13 protein-coding genes and 1 pseudogene are annotated in these 16,389 nt (G+C 71.8%); 7 read left to right on the top strand and 7 right to left on the bottom strand.

What is annotated here, in order from left to right:
• On the bottom strand, positions 1 to 885 hold the full coding sequence (locus Aut01nite_RS09570; protein ID WP_043523004.1) for a TetR/AcrR family transcriptional regulator C-terminal domain-containing protein: 885 nt from the start codon (positions 883 to 885) through the stop codon (positions 1 to 3).
• A 102-nt stretch (positions 886 to 987) separates the two neighbouring features.
• Here Aut01nite_RS09570 and Aut01nite_RS09575 point away from each other — a divergent pair, with 102 nt between their 5' ends.
• Complete coding sequence (locus Aut01nite_RS09575; protein ID WP_043523005.1) at positions 988 to 2,169, top strand: FAD-dependent monooxygenase; 1,182 nt, start codon at positions 988 to 990, stop codon at positions 2,167 to 2,169.
• Here Aut01nite_RS09575 and Aut01nite_RS09580 read toward each other — a convergent pair.
• The 3 genes and pseudogenes from Aut01nite_RS09580 to Aut01nite_RS44770 form a co-directional block, all read right to left on the bottom strand.
• Entirely contained in the window at positions 2,161 to 4,278 is a 2,118-nt protein-coding gene (locus Aut01nite_RS09580; RefSeq protein ID WP_043523006.1) for an N-acetylmuramoyl-L-alanine amidase, read from the bottom strand. The two genes, Aut01nite_RS09575 and Aut01nite_RS09580, sit on opposite strands and share 9 nt — an antisense overlap.
• Positions 4,279 to 4,391: 113 nt before the next feature.
• A complete protein-coding gene (locus tag Aut01nite_RS09585) occupies positions 4,392 to 4,880 on the bottom strand; it encodes a TspO/MBR family protein (RefSeq protein WP_052163270.1) in 489 nt (162 codons plus the stop codon).
• 295 nt (positions 4,881 to 5,175) lie between these two features.
• Positions 5,176 to 5,289 (bottom strand): annotated as a pseudogene (locus Aut01nite_RS44770) (hypothetical protein); the annotation flags it as partial.
• Between the two features lie 3 nt (positions 5,290 to 5,292).
• On the opposite strand from Aut01nite_RS44770, the gene Aut01nite_RS09590 reads away from it, so the two are divergent.
• Entirely contained in the window at positions 5,293 to 6,216 is a 924-nt protein-coding gene (locus Aut01nite_RS09590; protein WP_236642550.1) for an SDR family NAD(P)-dependent oxidoreductase, read from the top strand.
• On the opposite strand, the gene Aut01nite_RS09595 is transcribed toward Aut01nite_RS09590, so the two are convergent.
• Positions 6,198 to 7,901 (bottom strand): glycoside hydrolase family 13 protein, encoded by a 1,704-nt coding sequence (locus tag Aut01nite_RS09595; RefSeq protein ID WP_043523008.1) that lies wholly within the window; start codon positions 7,899 to 7,901, stop codon positions 6,198 to 6,200. The two genes, Aut01nite_RS09590 and Aut01nite_RS09595, sit on opposite strands and share 19 nt — an antisense overlap.
• A 156-nt stretch (positions 7,902 to 8,057) precedes the next feature.
• Between Aut01nite_RS09595 and Aut01nite_RS09600 the strand changes: the two genes are divergently transcribed.
• From Aut01nite_RS09600 to Aut01nite_RS09615, 4 genes are all read left to right on the top strand, one after another.
• Positions 8,058 to 9,059 (top strand): glycosyltransferase family 4 protein, encoded by a 1,002-nt coding sequence (locus Aut01nite_RS09600; RefSeq protein WP_043523009.1) that lies wholly within the window; start codon positions 8,058 to 8,060, stop codon positions 9,057 to 9,059.
• Positions 9,060 to 9,295: 236 nt separating this feature from the next.
• A complete protein-coding gene (locus Aut01nite_RS09605) occupies positions 9,296 to 10,450 on the top strand; it encodes a glycosyltransferase (protein WP_043523010.1) in 1,155 nt (384 codons plus the stop codon).
• A gap of 2 nt (positions 10,451 to 10,452) precedes the next feature.
• A complete protein-coding gene (locus Aut01nite_RS09610; protein ID WP_043523011.1) occupies positions 10,453 to 11,535 on the top strand; it encodes a hypothetical protein in 1,083 nt (360 codons plus the stop codon).
• Positions 11,532 to 13,016, top strand: a complete 1,485-nt coding sequence (locus Aut01nite_RS09615; RefSeq protein WP_043523012.1) for a glycoside hydrolase family 130 protein — start codon at positions 11,532 to 11,534, stop codon at positions 13,014 to 13,016. Before Aut01nite_RS09610 ends, Aut01nite_RS09615 begins: the two co-directional genes overlap by 4 nt.
• Before the next feature lie 73 nt (positions 13,017 to 13,089).
• Here Aut01nite_RS09615 and Aut01nite_RS09620 read toward each other — a convergent pair whose 3' ends face one another.
• Positions 13,090 to 13,917: a methyltransferase domain-containing protein gene (locus Aut01nite_RS09620; protein ID WP_043523117.1), complete on the bottom strand. Its 828-nt coding sequence runs from the start codon at positions 13,915 to 13,917 to the stop codon at positions 13,090 to 13,092.
• 222 nt (positions 13,918 to 14,139) lie between these two features.
• On the opposite strand from Aut01nite_RS09620, the gene Aut01nite_RS09625 reads away from it, so the two are divergent.
• Positions 14,140 to 15,165 (top strand): Gfo/Idh/MocA family protein, encoded by a 1,026-nt coding sequence (locus Aut01nite_RS09625; protein ID WP_043523013.1) that lies wholly within the window; start codon positions 14,140 to 14,142, stop codon positions 15,163 to 15,165.
• A gap of 169 nt (positions 15,166 to 15,334) precedes the next feature.
• On the opposite strand, the gene Aut01nite_RS09630 is transcribed toward Aut01nite_RS09625, so the two are convergent.
• A partial coding sequence (locus tag Aut01nite_RS09630; RefSeq protein WP_307837483.1) for an amidohydrolase family protein occupies positions 15,335 to 16,389 on the bottom strand: 1,055 nt, incomplete at its 5' end.

A 16,389-nucleotide genomic window follows, 5' to 3' on the forward strand; every position in this document is an offset into this window, starting at 1 on the left:
TCACCGGTCGATCCATGTCTGGAGGCCGTCGAGGAACCGGGCGAGGCCGAACTCGAAGAGCACGTGCAGGTCGAACGCGAAGTCCGTCCCGGGTTCGACGATCTCCTGGAAGTTCGGCACGGGATGCTGCGCGGCGAACCGCGCGAAGACGGCGCTCTGGCGTTCCATCCATTCGTCGTCGGTCAGCCCGGTGTCCCGGACCGCCTGCGCCTCCGGTTCCAGCGCGCTCGCCACGCCGCGCACGAAGCTGAAGAGCGTCACGTGCACCATGAGCCGGTCGGTGAGCGGGAGGCCGAGCGGGTTCAGCGAACCCATGATCCACTCGCCGAGGCGGAGCGCGTTCGGCGCGGGCTGAGGCCGGGTCATCGACATCGACGGCCCCAGCCACGGGTGCCGCTGGAAGATCTCCCACATGGCGCGGGCGCACCGGTCGAGGTCGGTCCGCCAGTCCCCGCTGTAGCGGGGCGGGATCCGCAGTTCGCCGAGCGCCGCGTCGATCATGGCGAGGACCAGGTCGTCGCGGCTGGGCACGTGCCGGTACAGCGACATCGTCGCCACGTCCAGATGGCCGGCGACGCGGCGCATGGAGAGCTCGGCCATGCCGTCGCGGTCGGCGATGGCGATCGCGGACGCGACGATCCGGGACAGACCCAGATCATGATCCTTCGGCGGTACGGGGCCGGCCACCACCGTGCCGATCCCGGGCCGCGCGGTCGTGAGCCCTTCCTCACGCAGTGCCGCGTGGGCCTTGGTGGCGGTGGCGATCGCGACGCCCCACTCCCGGGTGATGGCCCGCGCCGACGGCACCCGGTCCCCGGGACGTAGTACACCCGTCTCGATGCGCTGCCGGATGTCCGCGACGATCTGCTGATAGGGCGCGTTCACGGTAGTACACCAGCCTCCCCGTACTAGTGCGGCTCGCGCTCCGCTGAGCGCGCTTCTACCGTCTAGTACATCGATGTACACAGTACGCAGGAGGCGGGGACGATGCGTGTTCTGATTTCCGGTGCCGGGATCGCCGGACCGGCGCTGGCGTTCTGGCTGCACCGGGCCGGCGCCGACGTGACGGTGGTGGAGCGGACCACGGAGCCGCGGCCCGGTGGCCACGCCGTCGACGTGCGCGGCGCCGCCAAGGACGTCGTCGCATGGATGGGGCTGCGCGAGCGGATCCGGGAGCATCGGGTCGATGAGCGGGGGTTCGCCCTGGTCGACGCGAAAGGCCGCCGGGTGGCGGAGGTGCCGGTGGACGCGTTCGGTGGCGAGGGCGTCGTCGCGGAGATCGAGATCGCCCGCGGTGACCTGGCCCGGATCCTGCTCGAGGCGAGCGCCGGCGCCCACTACCGTTTCGGTGACCGGATCACCGCGATCGACGGCGGCCGGGTGACCTTCGCGAGCGGCGCGACCGGGGACTATGACGTGATCGTCGGCGCGGACGGGGTGCACTCCAGCACCCGGCGGCTGGCGTTCGGCCCGGACGAGCGGTTCGTCCGCTACCTCGGCGGCTACACGTCGTACTTCACCGTCCCCGACCCCGGCGACCTCGGCCACTGGCTGGAGATGTACGCCGCGCCCGGCGGGCGGGGCGCCTACCTGCGGCCGGAGAACGGCGGCACCGCCAAGGCGTCGCTGTCGTTCCGGAACCCGGCCCCGGAGTTCGACCGGGTGCCCCGCGCGGTGGCCGAACGGCTGCTGACCGAGCGGCTGGCCGGCGTGGGCTGGCGGGTTCCCTCACTGTTGGCCGCGATGCCCGCGGCGCCGGACTTCTACTTCGACTCGCTCAACCAGGTGCGGGTGGACCGCTGGTGGCGCGACCGGGTCGTGCTGCTCGGCGACGCCGGTTACTGCGGGTCGCCATTGGCGGGCAAGGGGACCGCCCTGAGCCTGGTCGGCGCGTATGTGCTGGCCGGTGAGCTCTCCACCGCCGGCGACCCGGAGCAGGCGTTCGCCGCCTACCAACGGGAGATGGCCGACTTCGTCACGAGCGCCGTCCAGCTGCCACCGGGCGGGATGCGGATGGCCGCACCCCGGACCCGGGCGATGATCGCCGTCCGCAACCTCAGCACCCGGATGATGACCCGGTGGCCGTCGAGGCGGATCGTGGCGAAGGAGTTCGCCAAGGCGGACGCGATCACGCTGCGCGACTACCGGGCCCTCGAACGGTCAGCGTAGGTGGATCAGCCCGTCCAGCACCACCGACTGCCGGCCCGCGGTGCCCTCCGGCTGCACCCGGACGGTGTGCTCGCCGGTCGCCGACCAGGTCCGCGTCCACACCGCCTGCCGGTGCTTCGCCGCCGGCGACCTCAGGTCGACGACGCCCTGGAATTCGCCGTCCACATAGACGCGCACCCGGCCGGAGTTCATCGTCCGGCCGGCCACCAGAGCCGCCGAACTGCCGGTGAAACGCCAGGTCAGTGACGATCCGGCAGCCGATCCGGCGACGGCTGCGCCGCCCAGATGGCCGGGGTCGTCGAGGGTGCGCCAGGTTCCGGTCCGCGTCGCTTGCGCTTCGGTCAGGACCGCGGGGGTACGGGTCACCGCGGCGTTCCCGCTGTTGCCCACCCGGTCGGTCGCGCTGACCGTCCACGTCGCCGCGGCCCCGATCCGGACCGCCGCGTCGAGCGCCCGGGACGTGCCGGACAGGCCGGCCGTGTCGGCGCCGGCGACGCGGACCGCGCTGACGCCGGAGGCGGTGTCGGCGACCGTCCAGCCGACCCGCACCGGGACGGCCGCGCCGACCGTGCCGGGCAGCAGCGACACCCGCGGCGGCCCGTTGAACACCGGCGGCACCGGGTCCGCGACCACCTGCGCGGCCACCGTCGTGTACCGGCCGGACAGGTGCACGGCCCGGACCGACACGGTGTGTGTGCCGGGTTCCAGCTTCAGCCAGGACAGCCGGTTCCCGGCCACGGCGGCGGTAGTCAGGCGGCCGTCGACGTACACCTCGAAGCGGTCCATCATCCGGGCCGGGGTGCCGAGCGACCACATCGTCCCGGCCCAGGCCCTGGTGAAGTACCGCCCGCCGGCCGCGACCGCGCCCCGGAACCCGTTCACCCTCAGGTTCGACGGGGCCGCGCCGGCCACCCAGCGGATCCATCCGAGCTGGCCGTACAGCGAGTTCCCCGGGCATTCGGTGCGGCCGGTGTCGCGGTGCGCGGAGATCCGGTTGAGTACGGCCGGGCTGCCCTTGCCGAACCGGTCACTGCCGCCGGAGACCATCCGTGCCTTCCCGAGCGGCGCGTTTCCCCAGGCCCCGAGCTTGTATGCGGCCAGTTGCGCCACCGACGCCTTCGCCGCCGCCGGAACCGGCGCCGACCGGTGGTCCCCGATCACCGCGATGGCGCTGGCGTTCTCGTTGAAGCCGAGTGTGTGCGCGCCGAGCACGGACCGGTTCACGCCGCCGGCCCGCCCCTCGAAGATCGTCCCGCACTTGTCGACCAGGAAGTTGTAGCCGACGTCGTTCCACTTCTTGCTTCTGATGTGGAAGTTCACGATGCCCCGGACGATGCTCGCCGACTGGCCGCAGTGGTAGCCGTTGCCGCTGGCGGTGTGGTGCACGAACACCACCTGCACCGGGCCGGTGTACTCCGGTGGCTTCTTCACCAGCGCCTCGTTCGCCTTCCACCCGGCCCGGCTCACCAGCCGCGGGATCGGCCGTGGCGGAAGCGCCGGGCCCTTGCCCTTCCCCGCGGCCGGTTCGGCGTCGCGCCGCGCGGCCACGAGCCGCAGACCGGGTTCCGGGGGCGCGTCCGGGTTGATCAGATCGACCCGGAGGCCGTCCGGGAGCGGGCCCCCGCCCGCGGCGGTGGTCACCCGGGCCGCGATGCCGTCCGACGGCCCGACCCACAGCGGATCGCTCGCACCGCGTGCGCCCGGCCCGTCGGCGCCCGCCGAGGCGTCCGGGTTGTCGGTCTCCAGCGGCTGCCAGGGCGTCCAGGTCTGCGTGCCGGCCTTGCGGGCCCGCACCTCGATGATCCCGGCCGGCAGCGCCCGCGGATCGGTCCAGGTGACGCCGACCAGGCTGAACGGCTCGGTGGCCCGCTGCGGCACCTGTACGGTCCGGGGCGCCGCCACACGCCCGGCGACGTGGACGGCCGGCACGACGCCGGCCTGACCGGTGGTCAGCGCGAAGGTCTGCAGGACCGGCGCCGGCCGGGTGGCGGCCGGCGCGGTCCCGGTGTGCCGGACGGCGACGGCGCCTCCGGTGACGGCGACGGCGACCGCCGGTGTGGCGGCGACGAGAGCGGCGACGAGACGTGCGGTCAGCCGGTTGCGGCGCATGTGAACTCCCCCGGCCACCGGCGGATGGGTTCAGGTGAGGTCACCGGTGACAGAGCCACCTTGCCGGGAACTACCGGGACAGATGGGGAGTTCTGCGAAAAAAGCTCAGATTTTTAGTTCGCCAGCCAGATGGAGGTGTTGAGCGCGGTGGCGAAGGTGACCCAGGCCCAGTACGGCAGCAGCAACCCGGCCGCGAGCTTCGACACCGGCCGGAACTTCCACACCGTGACACCGATCAGCACCCAGAGAACCACGATGTCCAGCAGCGCGAGCCCGTATTGGCCGAAGCCGAAGAAGATCGGCGTCCAGATCGCGTTCAGGGCGAGCTGGGCCGCGTACCAGTTGAGGGCCGCCGACCATCCGGTCCGCCGCCACACCAGCCATCCGCTGACCGCGATCATCGCGTAGAGCACCGTCCAGACCGGCCCGAACACCGACGACGGCGGCGCCCAGGACGGCTGGTTCAGGCTCCGGTACTCGTCGGCCGTGCCGGCCACCCCGAGCCCGCCGAGCAACGCCGCCACGGCCACCGCCGCCACGAACCCGGCCAGCGCCAACCACGGCGAGATCGACCCGTTCCTCCGCACCACATGACTGGTCATGCCGTCGGGATACCCGGATCGCCGACCGCCTATCCCGATCGGGCCCCACCGGGGCGCGGCGGCCCGGCAGCGCACGGGTGGACCGGCTCAGGCGCCCCGCACCGCGGCCGCGGCCGCGTCGAACAGGTCCTCCAGGGGGACCTCGCCGTCCCGGCGCGCCCACGCCTGGCCGGGCCACGTCCAGGCAGGTCAGAACACACGCCACGAGCGCCTCCGCGCGAACGTCGACGGTGTCGGCGGGGGCGGCGACGGCGGGGTCGGCGCCCAGCCGCCGCCGGACCTCGGGCGTGAGCAGCGCCTGCCATTGCAGGTGTTTCTCGATGCTGCGGGCACGCAGCGAGGGTGTCTCGTGCATCATCCGGAAGACCTTGAGCATGTCCTCCTCGGTCTCGCCGGCGGCGTCCTTCACGCTGTGCAGCGCCGCGCACAGGGCCGTCCACGGCTCCTCGCCCTCCGGCTGCGCCTCGAGCGCCTGCCGGATCAGCTCGCCGCGGGCGGCGAGGTCGCCGAGGACGACGTCCTCCTTGGTGCCGAAGTAGCGGAAGATTACCGCCACCAGACCACCCTGATCACCGGCGCGAGCTCGGGCCTCGGCGCCCTGTTCGCCCGCCGCCTGGCCGCCCGCGGCTCCCACCTGGTCCTCGTCGCCCGGCGCGCCGACCGTCTGGAGTCCCTGGCCGCCGAGCTCACCCGGCAGCACGGCGTCACCGTCACCCCGATCACGATGGACCTGGCCCAGCCGGGTGCGGGGGCCAAACTGGCCGCCGTGGTCGCCGAGCGCGACCTCGACGTCACCAGCCTGATCAACAACGCCGGGTTCGGCACGCACGCGCTCTTCCACGAGGCCGACCCGCGGCGGATCATCGACGAGATCACCCTCAACGTGACCAGCCTGACCGAGATCAGCCGGGCGTTCATCGGGCGGCTGCGCGCGCACGGCGGCGGCGTGCTGGTCAACGTCGCCAGCATCGCCGGTTACCAGCCGAGCCCGACCCTGGCGGTCTACGCGGCCACCAAGGCCTACGTGCTCAGCTTCACCGAGGCGCTCTGGTCGGAGTCGCGGGGCACCGGGCTGCGCGTGATGGCGCTGTCCCCCGGCGCCACCGCGACCGAGTTCTTCGACGTGGCCGGCCAGGGCGCCGACGGCGGCACCAGCCGGATGTCCGCCGACACCGTCGTCGATCTGGCGATCAAGGCCCTGGACCGGCGCAACCCGCCGCCCAGCCTGATCACCGGCGCCCGCAACCGGATCATGATGGGCGCCAGCCGGCTGGCCGGGCGGCGGATCACGCTCGCCGCGCTGGGGGCGATGATGCGTCAGACGGAGCGGCGATAGACGACCGCCTGCCAGGGGGCCAGATTCCAGCCCTCGGGCGGGTAGACGAGGTTGTTCAGCAGCAGTTCCGCACCGTCCCAGCCGTCGATTGCGGCCTGGGCGGGCTCGCCGGAGAAGTTGCCGATCACCAGTAGCTCGGTGTTCTCGTGGCGGCGGGTGAAGGCGTACAGCCGCTCGTGGTGCGGCAGCAGCATGGTGAAGTCGCCGTGGGCCACCGCGGGTTCGGTCTTCCGCAGTTCGACCAGCCTGCGGTACCAGTGGAAGACCGAGTCCTGGTCGCCGCGCTGCTCCTTCGCGTTGATCAGCGTGTGGTTCGGGTTGACCGGCAGCCACGGCGTGCCGGTGGAGAAACCGCCGTTGGGCGAGTCGTCCCACTGCATCGGCGTGCGCGCGTTGTCCCGGCCCCGCGCCCGGAGGACGGTCAGGACCTCTTCGGGAGTACGACCTTCGAGCTCGACCGCCTGCCGGTACTGTCCCCGCGCCTCGATGTCACGGAACTCGTCGATGCCGCCGAACGGGTAGTTCGTCATGCCGAGTTCCTCGCCCTGATAGATGTAGGGCGTGCCGCGGTGCAGGTGCAGGACCGTGCCGAGCATCTTGGCCGAGGCGGCCCGGTGCGCGGGGCTGTCGTCGCCGTACCGGGAGACCACCCGCGGCTGGTCGTGGTTGTTCCAGTAGAGGCTGTTCCAGCCCACGTCGGCGAGCCCGGCCTGCCACCGGCCGAGGATCGCCTTCAGCGCGGTGAGCTGCAGCGGAATCACCAGCCACGGGTCCGGGCCGCGGTCCACCCACACGTGGTCGAACTGGAAGACCATGTCGACCTCGTGCCGCTCCGGGTCGGTGTGCAGCCGGGCCTCCTCGACCGTGACGCCGGGCATCTCCCCGACGGTCAGCAGCCCGTCGCGGCCGGCGAACACCTCCCGGTGCATCTCCTGGAGGAACTCGTGCAGCCGGGGGCCGCCGATGAAGGCGGCGGAGCCGTCGGCGTACGCGGACCCCACCGACAGCCGTCCGTCGGGCAGCGACCCGTCCGCGCCGACCGCCTTGGAGATCATGTTGATGACGTCCATCCGGAAGCCGTCCACACCCCGGTCCAGCCACCAGCGCATCATCGCGTAGACGGCCTGCCGGACCTCCGGGTTCTCCCAGTTGAGGTCGGGCTGCTTCCGCGAGAACAGGTGCAGGTAGTACTCGCCGGTCTTCTCGTCGAACTCCCACGACGAGCCGCCGAAGACCGAGCCCCAGTTGGTCGGCTCGGCCCCCGGCGCGCCCGGCTCCATGCCCGGGCGGGCCGGCCGCCACCAGTACCAGTCCCGCTTCGGGTTGTCCTTCGACGAGCGGCTCTCCAGGAACCACTGGTGCTCGTCCGAGCTGTGGTTGACCACCAGGTCCATGACGATCTTCATGCCCCGCTCGTGGGCGCCGGCCAGCAGCTCGTCGAACGTCGCCAGGTCGCCGAAGAGGGGTTCGATGTTCTGGTAGTCGCTGATGTCGTAGCCGTTGTCGTCCTGCGGCGACGGGTAGACCGGCGACAGCCAGAGCACGTCCACGCCGAGCTCGGCCAGATGGTCCAGATGGTCGATGACGCCGCGCAGGTCGCCCATGCCGTCACCGTCGGAGTCCGCGAAGCTCCGCGGGTAGATCTGGTACACGACGGCTGTCTTCCACCAAGCCTCAGAGCCCATTTTCGTAACTTAACGCATGGGAACGGACCCGGCCGGTTCACCGGAATACACGATGATCCGGCCCGGGAGGCGCTACCGGGAAGCCGAAGTTCCGGCAGGCGGAGGACCACGGCGGCATACTGGGCACGTGCTTACGTCCGACTTTTCACGATTGTCATGAAGATCGCACTGCTGGGGCCGATCGCCTGGCGCACCCCGCCGGTGCACTACGGACCGTGGGAGCTGATCACCGGCCTGCTCGCCGAGGGACTGGCCGCGCGCGGGGTGGACGTCACGCTCTTCGCGACGCTGGACTCGGTCACCGCGGCCACCCTGGACGGCGTCGTGCCCACCGGGTACGAGGAGAGCCCCGAGATCGACGGCCGCGTGTGGGAGGCGATCCACGTCAGTCACGCCCTGGCCCGGTCCGGTGAGTTCGACCTGATCCACAATCACCTGGACTGGCTGCCGCTGGCGTTCTCCGAGCACTGCCGGGCGCCCATGCTGACCACGGTGCACGGGTTCTCCGGGCGGAACATCCTGCCGGCGTACCGGCGGGCCCGGTCGCACTTCGTCTCCATCTCGGACAGCGACCGTTCGCCCGACCTGGACTACCTGGCCACCGTGTACCACGGCGTCGACCTGGGCGGCCTGCCGTTCCACGCCGACGGCGGCGACGACCTGATCCTGTTCGGCCGGATCCACCCGGACAAGGGCACCGACATCGCCATCGAGATCGCGCGGCGGGCCGGGCGGCGGCTGGTGATGTGCGGCATCGTGCAGGATCGCGAGTATTTCGCCGAGCGCGTGGAACCCATGATCGACGGTGAGCGCGTGGTCTATCTCGGATCGGTGGGGCCGGACGAACGCGGGACGATCCTCGGCTCGGGAGCGGCCCTGCTGCATCCGATCCGGTTCGCCGAGCCGTTCGGGCTCTCCGTGGTCGAGTCGATGGCGTGCGGCACCCCGGTGATCGCGTACCGGCGTGGCTCCATGCCGGAGGTCGTGGACGAGGGGGTGACCGGGCGGCTGGTCGCCTCGGTGGACGAGGCGGTGACCGCTGTCGAACGGATCGCGGAGCTGGACCGGGCCGCCTGTGCGGCGCGGGCACGGCAACGCTTCTCGGCGGAACGCATGGTCGACGAGTATCTGGCGATTTACCGAAAAATCGTTAGTTGATTACCTGGATCTTGTTAACGTCACAATGTGAATTGCGCGTTAAACGGACCACGTTGAGAGTATTCCGGGCGGCGGGTACGACGCCGCCGACCCGTCGGGCGGCGTAACTCCGGACAGGCCCCGAACACCTTCATCCGGACCGCCTTTGCGCCGTTCACCCGCGGTGTACGGCACCGTGCCCGCGCGCTGAGTCCGTGCTGCGGGTATGCAGCCCGGCCGAGGAGAAAGGCCCAGTCATGCCCGCGACATACGGGTTTTTGAGCACTTATCCCCCCACTCAATGCGGTTTGGCGACATTCAATGCGGCACTCGCCACCCATCTCACCGGCGGCACCGGTGGATCGGGAGTGGTACGCCTGCTCGCCGGCGACGACACCAGTGGAGGGATCGCGCTCGACCGGGCCGCACCGCGTGCCGTGCACACCTGGAACACCGACCGGCCGGGCGGATGGGTCGCCGCCGCCACCGCGCTGAACCGTTTCGACACCGCGATCATCCAGCACGAGTACGGCATCTACCCCGGGGACGCCGGCGCCGAGGTGCTGCCGGTGTTGCGGGCCCTGCGGATCCCGTCGATCGTGGTCCTGCACACCGTTCTGACCAATCCCGACCCGCTCCAGCGCGACGTGCTGGAACAGATCGGCGCGACCGCCGACGCCGTGGTGACCATGACCGACACCGCCCGGCAGCGGCTCACCGCACACTACGACATGGACCCCCGGAAGATCTCGGTGATCCCGCACGGGACGGGCAGCCACAGCGGCACGCCGCGCGAGGACCACGGCCGGCCGCATCTGCTGACCTGGGGGCTGCTCGGGCCGGGCAAGGGCATCGAATGGGCGCTGCGGGCGCTGGCGTTCCTCGGCGACGTACAGCCGAGGCCGCTCTACACGGTCGCCGGCCGTACCCATCCCAAGGTCCTGGAACAGCAGGGCGACGTCTACCGGGACTCGCTGAAGGAACTGGCCGCCGAGCTCGGGGTGGAGGACTGCGTGCGGTGGTCCGATGTTTACCTGTCCCCGGCGGACCTGTCCCGGCTGATCCGGTCGGCCGACGCGGTGGTGCTGCCGTACGACTCCACCGAGCAGGTCACCTCCGGAGTGCTGATCGAGGCGGTCGGCGCCGGGGTGCCGGTGGTGGCGACCGAGTTCCCGCACGCGGTGGAACTGCTGGCGGACGGGCCGGGCCTGCTCGTACCCCATCAGGATCCGGAGGCCATGGCGATGGCCATCCGGCACATGATCGCCGAACCCGGCATGTCCGGCCGGCTCGCCGGTCTGGCCGGCGGCCCGACGCTGCGCTGGCCCGCGGTCGCCGCCCGGTACCAGTCGCTGGCCGCCCGCCTGCTCGCCGACCGCCGGCCGCTCGCGGCCGCGACGATCCCCGCCTAGGCATGGCGCAGACCCTGCGGCTGCTCCCGCCGCCCATTCGACTGCACGACGTGCCCGCACCCCGGTTCGACCACGTCCTCCGGCTCTCCGACGACACCGGCCTGCTGGAGCACGCCCGCGACGCGATCGCCCGGCGCGAGCACGGCTACTGCGTCGACGACGTGTCCCGCGGCCTGCTGGTCGTCGCCCGGCAACCGCGGCCCGGGCCCGAGCTGGTCCGGCTGGCCGAGCGCTACCTGGCGTTCCTCACCCACGCGCAGGGCGCCGACGGCTCGTTCCGCAACCGGATGAGCTATGAGCGACGCTGGACCGACGAGCCCGCGACCGGGGACTGGTGGGGCCGGGCCATGTGGGGGCTCGGCACCGCCGCCGCCCGCGGCCCGTCGCCCTGGATCCGCCGGGAGGCGATGACCGCGTTCCGGCAGGGCCTGCGGTGCCGGTCGAGCTGGCCGCGGGCGATGGCGTTCGCCGGGCTCGGCGCCGCCGAGGTGCTGCGCGCCGGGCCGCACGACCCGGCGGTGGCCGAACTGCTCGGCGACGCGGCCACGGTGATCGGCGTACCCGGATCCGCTCCGGACTGGGTGTGGCCGGAGCCGGAGCTCACCTACGCCAACCCGGCGCTGGCAGAGGTGGTGATCGGCGCCGGTGACCTGCTCGGCGACGAGGGCCTGCTGGTGGACGGGCTGCGGATGCTGACCTGGCTGTGCGGGATGCAGGAGCACGAGGGCCACCTCTCCACGGTGCCGGTCGGCGGCCGGCGGCCCGGGGAGCCGCGGCATCGTTTCGACCAGCAGCCGATCGAGGCGGCGGCGGTGGCGGACGCCTGCGCCACCGCCGCGGCGGTCACCGGCGACGAGTATTGGGACGCGCCACTCTTTCAGTCCATCGCCTGGTTCCTCGGGGACAACGACACCGGAACGGTGATGTACGACGCCGAGACTGGCGGATGTTATGACGGATTGACGGCAGATGGTCCTAATCTGAACCAAGGAGCCGAATCCACCCTCGCGCTCGTCGCCACATTGCAGCACGCCCGCACACTGGCGAACCGGAGCGCGACCCGACCATCAGGCGGCCTAGCGTGACAGCAACGGTGAACACCACCGACATCACCCGTCACAACATCACCATGGCACCGGACGCCCGGCGCGTCGTGATCAAACTGTTCGTCCCGGGCGAGGACGCCAACCACGTCTACAACCGGACGTCCAGCCTGATCGAGCGGATCCTGCAACTCGACGAGAGCGACATCAACGCGCTGCTCGACGACGTGCTGAACCGCTTCTCCGGGCGGCACCACGACGTCCTCGGCGTCTTCCAGCACCACTACGAGGTGGTCCAGCACCGGGTGCCCGCCGAGATCGAGCTGTCCCCGGCGGCGCGGACGCTGATCGGCGCATACGTCAGCCACGAGTTCTCCGTCGAGGCCGCCGCGCTGTGCAACCCGTCGATGGTGGCGCACCCCGATCAGAGCGAACTGCCCCCCGGCGAGCTGCGGGTGGCGATCAGCCTGCGGCAGATCGGCGAGGGGCACATCTCGTCGATCGGGTTCTGCAGCGCCATCCTCGGGCCGGGCGCCGCGATCCGGCTGGAGGACCGGGACGGGCCGCTGGTCATCGGCCAGCGGGTCGGCGCCAAGCACATGCGGCACCAACTGCGCGCGGCGCTCGCCGAGGAGGAGATCGACAACGAGGCCTCGGCGTACGTGCTCTCCGCCCTGCCGGAACGCTATGACGACCACGAGTTCGAGGAGATCCTCGGGCACCTGCCGCCGGAGCTGCTGTCCAGGCCCACCACCCCGACGGCCCTGGAGGCGATCCGGCGGATCGTCGGCGCCGACTACGCGGTCACCTTCAACGCGACCACCCCGCTGCACCAGCGGGTGCTCTGGCCGTCCACGCCGACCGAGAGCAAGGGCATGGAGGACGCCCGGTTCGTGCAGGTGCTCGACCCGGACGGGCGGACGGCGTACCAGGCGACCTACACCGCGTACGACGGGTTCAACATCGCCGGCCGGGTGATCTTCACCCGGGACCTGCGGCATTTCGAGGTCACCACGCTGCACGGGCCGGCCGCGCGCAACAAGGGCATGGCGATGTTTCCGCGGTACATCAACGGGAAGAAGTACGCGCTCTGCCGCTCCGACGGCGAGACCCTGGGCCTGAGTGTCCGCGACGAGCAGCACCGCTGGCAGCACGTGGCGCCGATCCTGGTCCCGCACCGCGGCTGGGACCTGATCCAGGTCGGCAACTGCGGCTCGCCGATCGAGACCGAGGCCGGCTGGCTGGTGCTGACCCACGGCGTCGGGCCGATGCGCCGGTACGCCATCGGCGCCATGCTGCTCGATCTGGAGGACCCGTCCCGGGTGATCGCCGACCTGCCGCAGGGCCTGATCGACCCGGACGAGATCGAGCGGGAGGGGTACGTGCCGAACGTGCTCTACTCCTGCGGCGGGCTCGTGCACGACGGCCGGTTCTGGCTGCCGTACGCCTCCAGCGACGTCCGGATCAGTTTCGCCAGCATGCCGCTGGACCGCCTGCTGCACCGCATGCAGCCGGTCAACTGACGGGGTTACTTCCGGCCTGGTTCTCACGGCTGTCTCAGCGGCGCCGAGACAGCCGTGAGAACCAGCCGGAAGGTCAGCCGGGGACCGTGCCGGCCACCACCCAGATGGTCAGCACCGCCAGGAAGGTGCCGCTCGCCCCGGCCGCGTCGATGCTGGCCAGCCACTCGTCGCGCAGGCCGGGCGGGGTCGCCCAGCTCTCCGCCGGCACCCTCGGGTTGACCATCGGGAGCACCACCGCGGCCGAGGCCGGGGTGGTGAACAGACAGGTGACGGGGGTCGGGGACACCCGGCTCAGGCCGGCCGCGACCAGCCGCCGCCGCAGAGTCCGCCCCATGTCCTGCTGCCGCGGGATGAAATGGCTTCGCACGTGCGCGAGCACCGCGTCGCCCAGGCCGGCGGGCATGCCGTCGAAGCCGAGCGAGTCCCAGTCGGTGTCGACCAGACAGAGCCGGCCGCCCGGCCGGGTCACCCGGATCATCTCCGCGATCGCCTGGTCGGCGCCCTCGACGTGCTGGAGCACCCGCTCGCACCAGACACCGTCGACGGCGTTGTCCGGCAGGTCCAGGGCGCGGACGTCACCCAGCATGTAGCGCACGTTGCTGCCGTCGTGGCGGGTCAGCGCGGCCGCGGTCAGTGACGTCGAATGATCGACCGCGACCACCTCGCCGGACGCGCCGACCCGGGCGGCCAGCAGCCGGGCCACCTCCCCGGTGCCGGAACCCGCGTCGAGCAGCCGCTGCCCGGTCGCCGGGCGCAGCGAGTCGAAGGCGACCCGGCGGACCCGCTGGATCTCCGGATGCCGGCCCATCGCGACGATCGCGTCGAGGACGATTTCCGACATCTGCGCCGAGAGGGCGTCGATGTCGGAAAAGGGCGTCCGGTCCTTCTGCGCGGGTTCCATCCCACAATTGTTCATCCGGAACACACCGAAAAACCGGTTCAGGTCATCCATCCGACAGGGGCGGCACCTGCCGTTTCGCTAGATCAAGCGGCGAGTGTGCGCGATCCGTACACGGAACGGTCGCGAGATCAAGCCGTACGCACAGTGATGTTCCGTGTATCACACGTAGCCGGACGGAATCACAGGTAACAGCCCGGCAACTGATGTGCAAAACTTCCGGGCATGATCGAACGGGTTAAGTTCGGGCTGGTCGGGTACGGCACCGGCGGCCGGGTGTTCCATGCGCCGCTGATCGCGTCGGCCGCGAACATCGAATTCGCCGGCGTGGTCACCACCTCCCCCGAGCGACGGGCCCAGGTCGCCGCGCAACTGCCCGGCGCCGAGACGTACGACTCGATCGCCGCGCTCGCCGCCGACGGGGTCCAGGCGGTGGCGATCTCCACTCCCGCCGCCACCCACGCGGCCCTCGCGCTCGAGGCGATCGAGGCCGGGCTCGCGGTCGTCGTCGACAAGCCGTTCGCGCTCGACGCCGACACCGCCCGCAAGCTCGTCACCACGGCCGAGGAGGCCGGGGTGCCGCTCACCGTCTACCAGAACCGGCGGTGGGACTCCGACTTCCTGACCATCCGCAAGCTGGCGGAGAAGGGGTCGCTCGGGGACGTCCGGCGCTTCGAGTCCCGGGTGGAGCGGTGGGCTCCGGACCGTCTGCCCGGTGCGGCCGGCGGCGGCACCCTGCTCGACTTCGGCTCCCACCTGGTCGACCAGGCGCTCCAGCTGAACGGCCCGGCCCAGCGGGTGTACGCGGAGCTCCACGGACCCGACGGCGGCCTCGACGACGACTTCTTCCTCGCCCTGCACCACGTCGACGGCGTCGAGTCGCACCTGTGGGGCTCCTGGCGCCAGGCCGGTCCCGGCCCGCGGTTCCGGGTCACCGGCACCGCCGGCACCTACATCTCGCCCGAGCTGGACTACCAGGAGACCCTGCTCAAGGCGGGCAAGTCACCGAAGCTGATGGGGGACCGCTGGGGCGTCGAGCCGGAGCACCGCTGGGGCCACCTGTTCCGCGGCGCGACCGGCGCCCCGGTGGAGAGCTGCCGCGGCCGCTGGGACTCGTTCTACCCGGCGGTGGCCGCCGCCGTCCTCGGTGAGGGCCCGCTGCCGGTCGACCCGTGGGACTCGGTCCGCGCCATGGAGGTCCTGGACGCGGCCCGCCGCAGCGCCACCACCGGCACCACCGTCACCCTCTGACCCCGCGCCACGGGCCACCACGGTGAAGTTGTGGTGACCTGCGGCTCGAGCCGCAGGTCACCACACAGCTTCGCGTGGAGACCTGCGGCTCGAGTCGGGGCACGGGTCACCACGCGTCGGGGCACGGGTCACCACGCAAGGTGTGGTGGCGAGGCGCTACCGAGGGCTGTCAGCGGGGGCGGACGGTCGCGTCGAGGACGCGGGCGGTGGCCAGGACGTCGGCGAACCGGTCCGGGGCCAGGTCGAGGCCGCCGGGAATCCACGAGACCGTGGAACTCGGGCTCTCGGTCATCGCGGTGAGGACGGCGTCGGGGGTCAGGCCGGCCGACTGCAGCAGGCGGATCTCGCGGACGTTGATCGCGGGCGGGAGCGGCCCGTTGCCGAGGTCGGTTCCGTAGCGGACGACGCCACCGTGTTCGGCGAACCGCCGCAGGTTGTCGACGGCGACCTCCCGTGCCGGGTCGGGTTCGCCCCAGCCGTGGATGTCCAGGGTGCTGATCCAGGTCATCCGCTGCGCGCAGGCGCGCAGCAGCGTGTCGTCGATCCGCTCGGTCCACGGTGTGTGCGCCAGGATGTCGACCCCGGCGGCGTACGCGGCAGCGACCGTACCCGCCCCCTCGGCGTGCGCCACCACCGGCAGTTCCGCCGCATGCGCCGCCGTGACCAGTGCTTTCAGGATCGACGGGGCGAGCTGGGGTCCCCCGGCGTGCGCGGTCACCTTGATCAGGGTGGACCCGGCCGCCCGCGCGCCGGCGACCGCGGCTTCGGCGTCGGCCGCTGTCCGGATCTCCCGCCAGCTGCCGGCAGGCGCCCAGGCCCGATCGCTCGGATAGCCGCCCGGAGCGATCAGGAACGGTCCCGCGTACCGGACCCGCGGCAGCCCCGCCAACGGTTCGGCGGCCCGCCGGGCCAGGACGGCCACCGCCGCCGGATTCCCGCCGAGATCCCAGACCTCCGCGATGCCCCCGGCCCGCAACGTCCCGAGATCGGCCAGCGCCGAGTGCACGTGGGCGTCGACCAGCCCGGGCAGCAGCGTCCCCGGCAACCGCCGGGCGTCCGGCCCACCGGGAGCCATCTCGGCCGGCACCGGCTTGATCACACCCTCCGGCGCGACCCGCAGCGCCACGCCGTTCCGCAACCGCCCACCCCACCAGATCGACTCCGCCACCAGCCACTCGACCCGGCCGGTCCCCGCCGGACTCCCGGAAGACACCGTCCTCGCGG

Source organism: Actinoplanes utahensis, assembly GCF_016862455.1.
In the GTDB taxonomy this organism is placed as follows: domain Bacteria; phylum Actinomycetota; class Actinomycetes; order Mycobacteriales; family Micromonosporaceae; genus Actinoplanes; species Actinoplanes utahensis.

What these genes read in the sequence shown, in the direction of transcription:
- Aut01nite_RS09575 (WP_043523005.1), top strand. Translation starts at nt 988, where the DNA reads ATGCGTGTTCTGATTTCCGGTGCCGGGATCGCCGGACCGGCGCTGGCG.
- Aut01nite_RS09580 (WP_043523006.1), bottom strand. Translation starts at nt 4,278, where the DNA reads ATGCGCCGCAACCGGCTGACCGCACGTCTCGTCGCCGCTCTCGTCGCC.
- Aut01nite_RS09585 (WP_052163270.1), bottom strand. Translation starts at nt 4,880, where the DNA reads ATGACCAGTCATGTGGTGCGGAGGAACGGGTCGATCTCGCCGTGGTTG.
- Aut01nite_RS09595 (WP_043523008.1), bottom strand. Translation starts at nt 7,901, where the DNA reads ATGGGCTCTGAGGCTTGGTGGAAGACAGCCGTCGTGTACCAGATCTAC.
- Aut01nite_RS09600 (WP_043523009.1), top strand. Translation starts at nt 8,058, where the DNA reads ATGAAGATCGCACTGCTGGGGCCGATCGCCTGGCGCACCCCGCCGGTG.
- Aut01nite_RS09605 (WP_043523010.1), top strand. Translation starts at nt 9,296, where the DNA reads ATGCCCGCGACATACGGGTTTTTGAGCACTTATCCCCCCACTCAATGC.
- Aut01nite_RS09610 (WP_043523011.1), top strand. Translation starts at nt 10,453, where the DNA reads ATGGCGCAGACCCTGCGGCTGCTCCCGCCGCCCATTCGACTGCACGAC.
- Aut01nite_RS09620 (WP_043523117.1), bottom strand. Translation starts at nt 13,917, where the DNA reads ATGGAACCCGCGCAGAAGGACCGGACGCCCTTTTCCGACATCGACGCC.
- Aut01nite_RS09625 (WP_043523013.1), top strand. Translation starts at nt 14,140, where the DNA reads ATGATCGAACGGGTTAAGTTCGGGCTGGTCGGGTACGGCACCGGCGGC.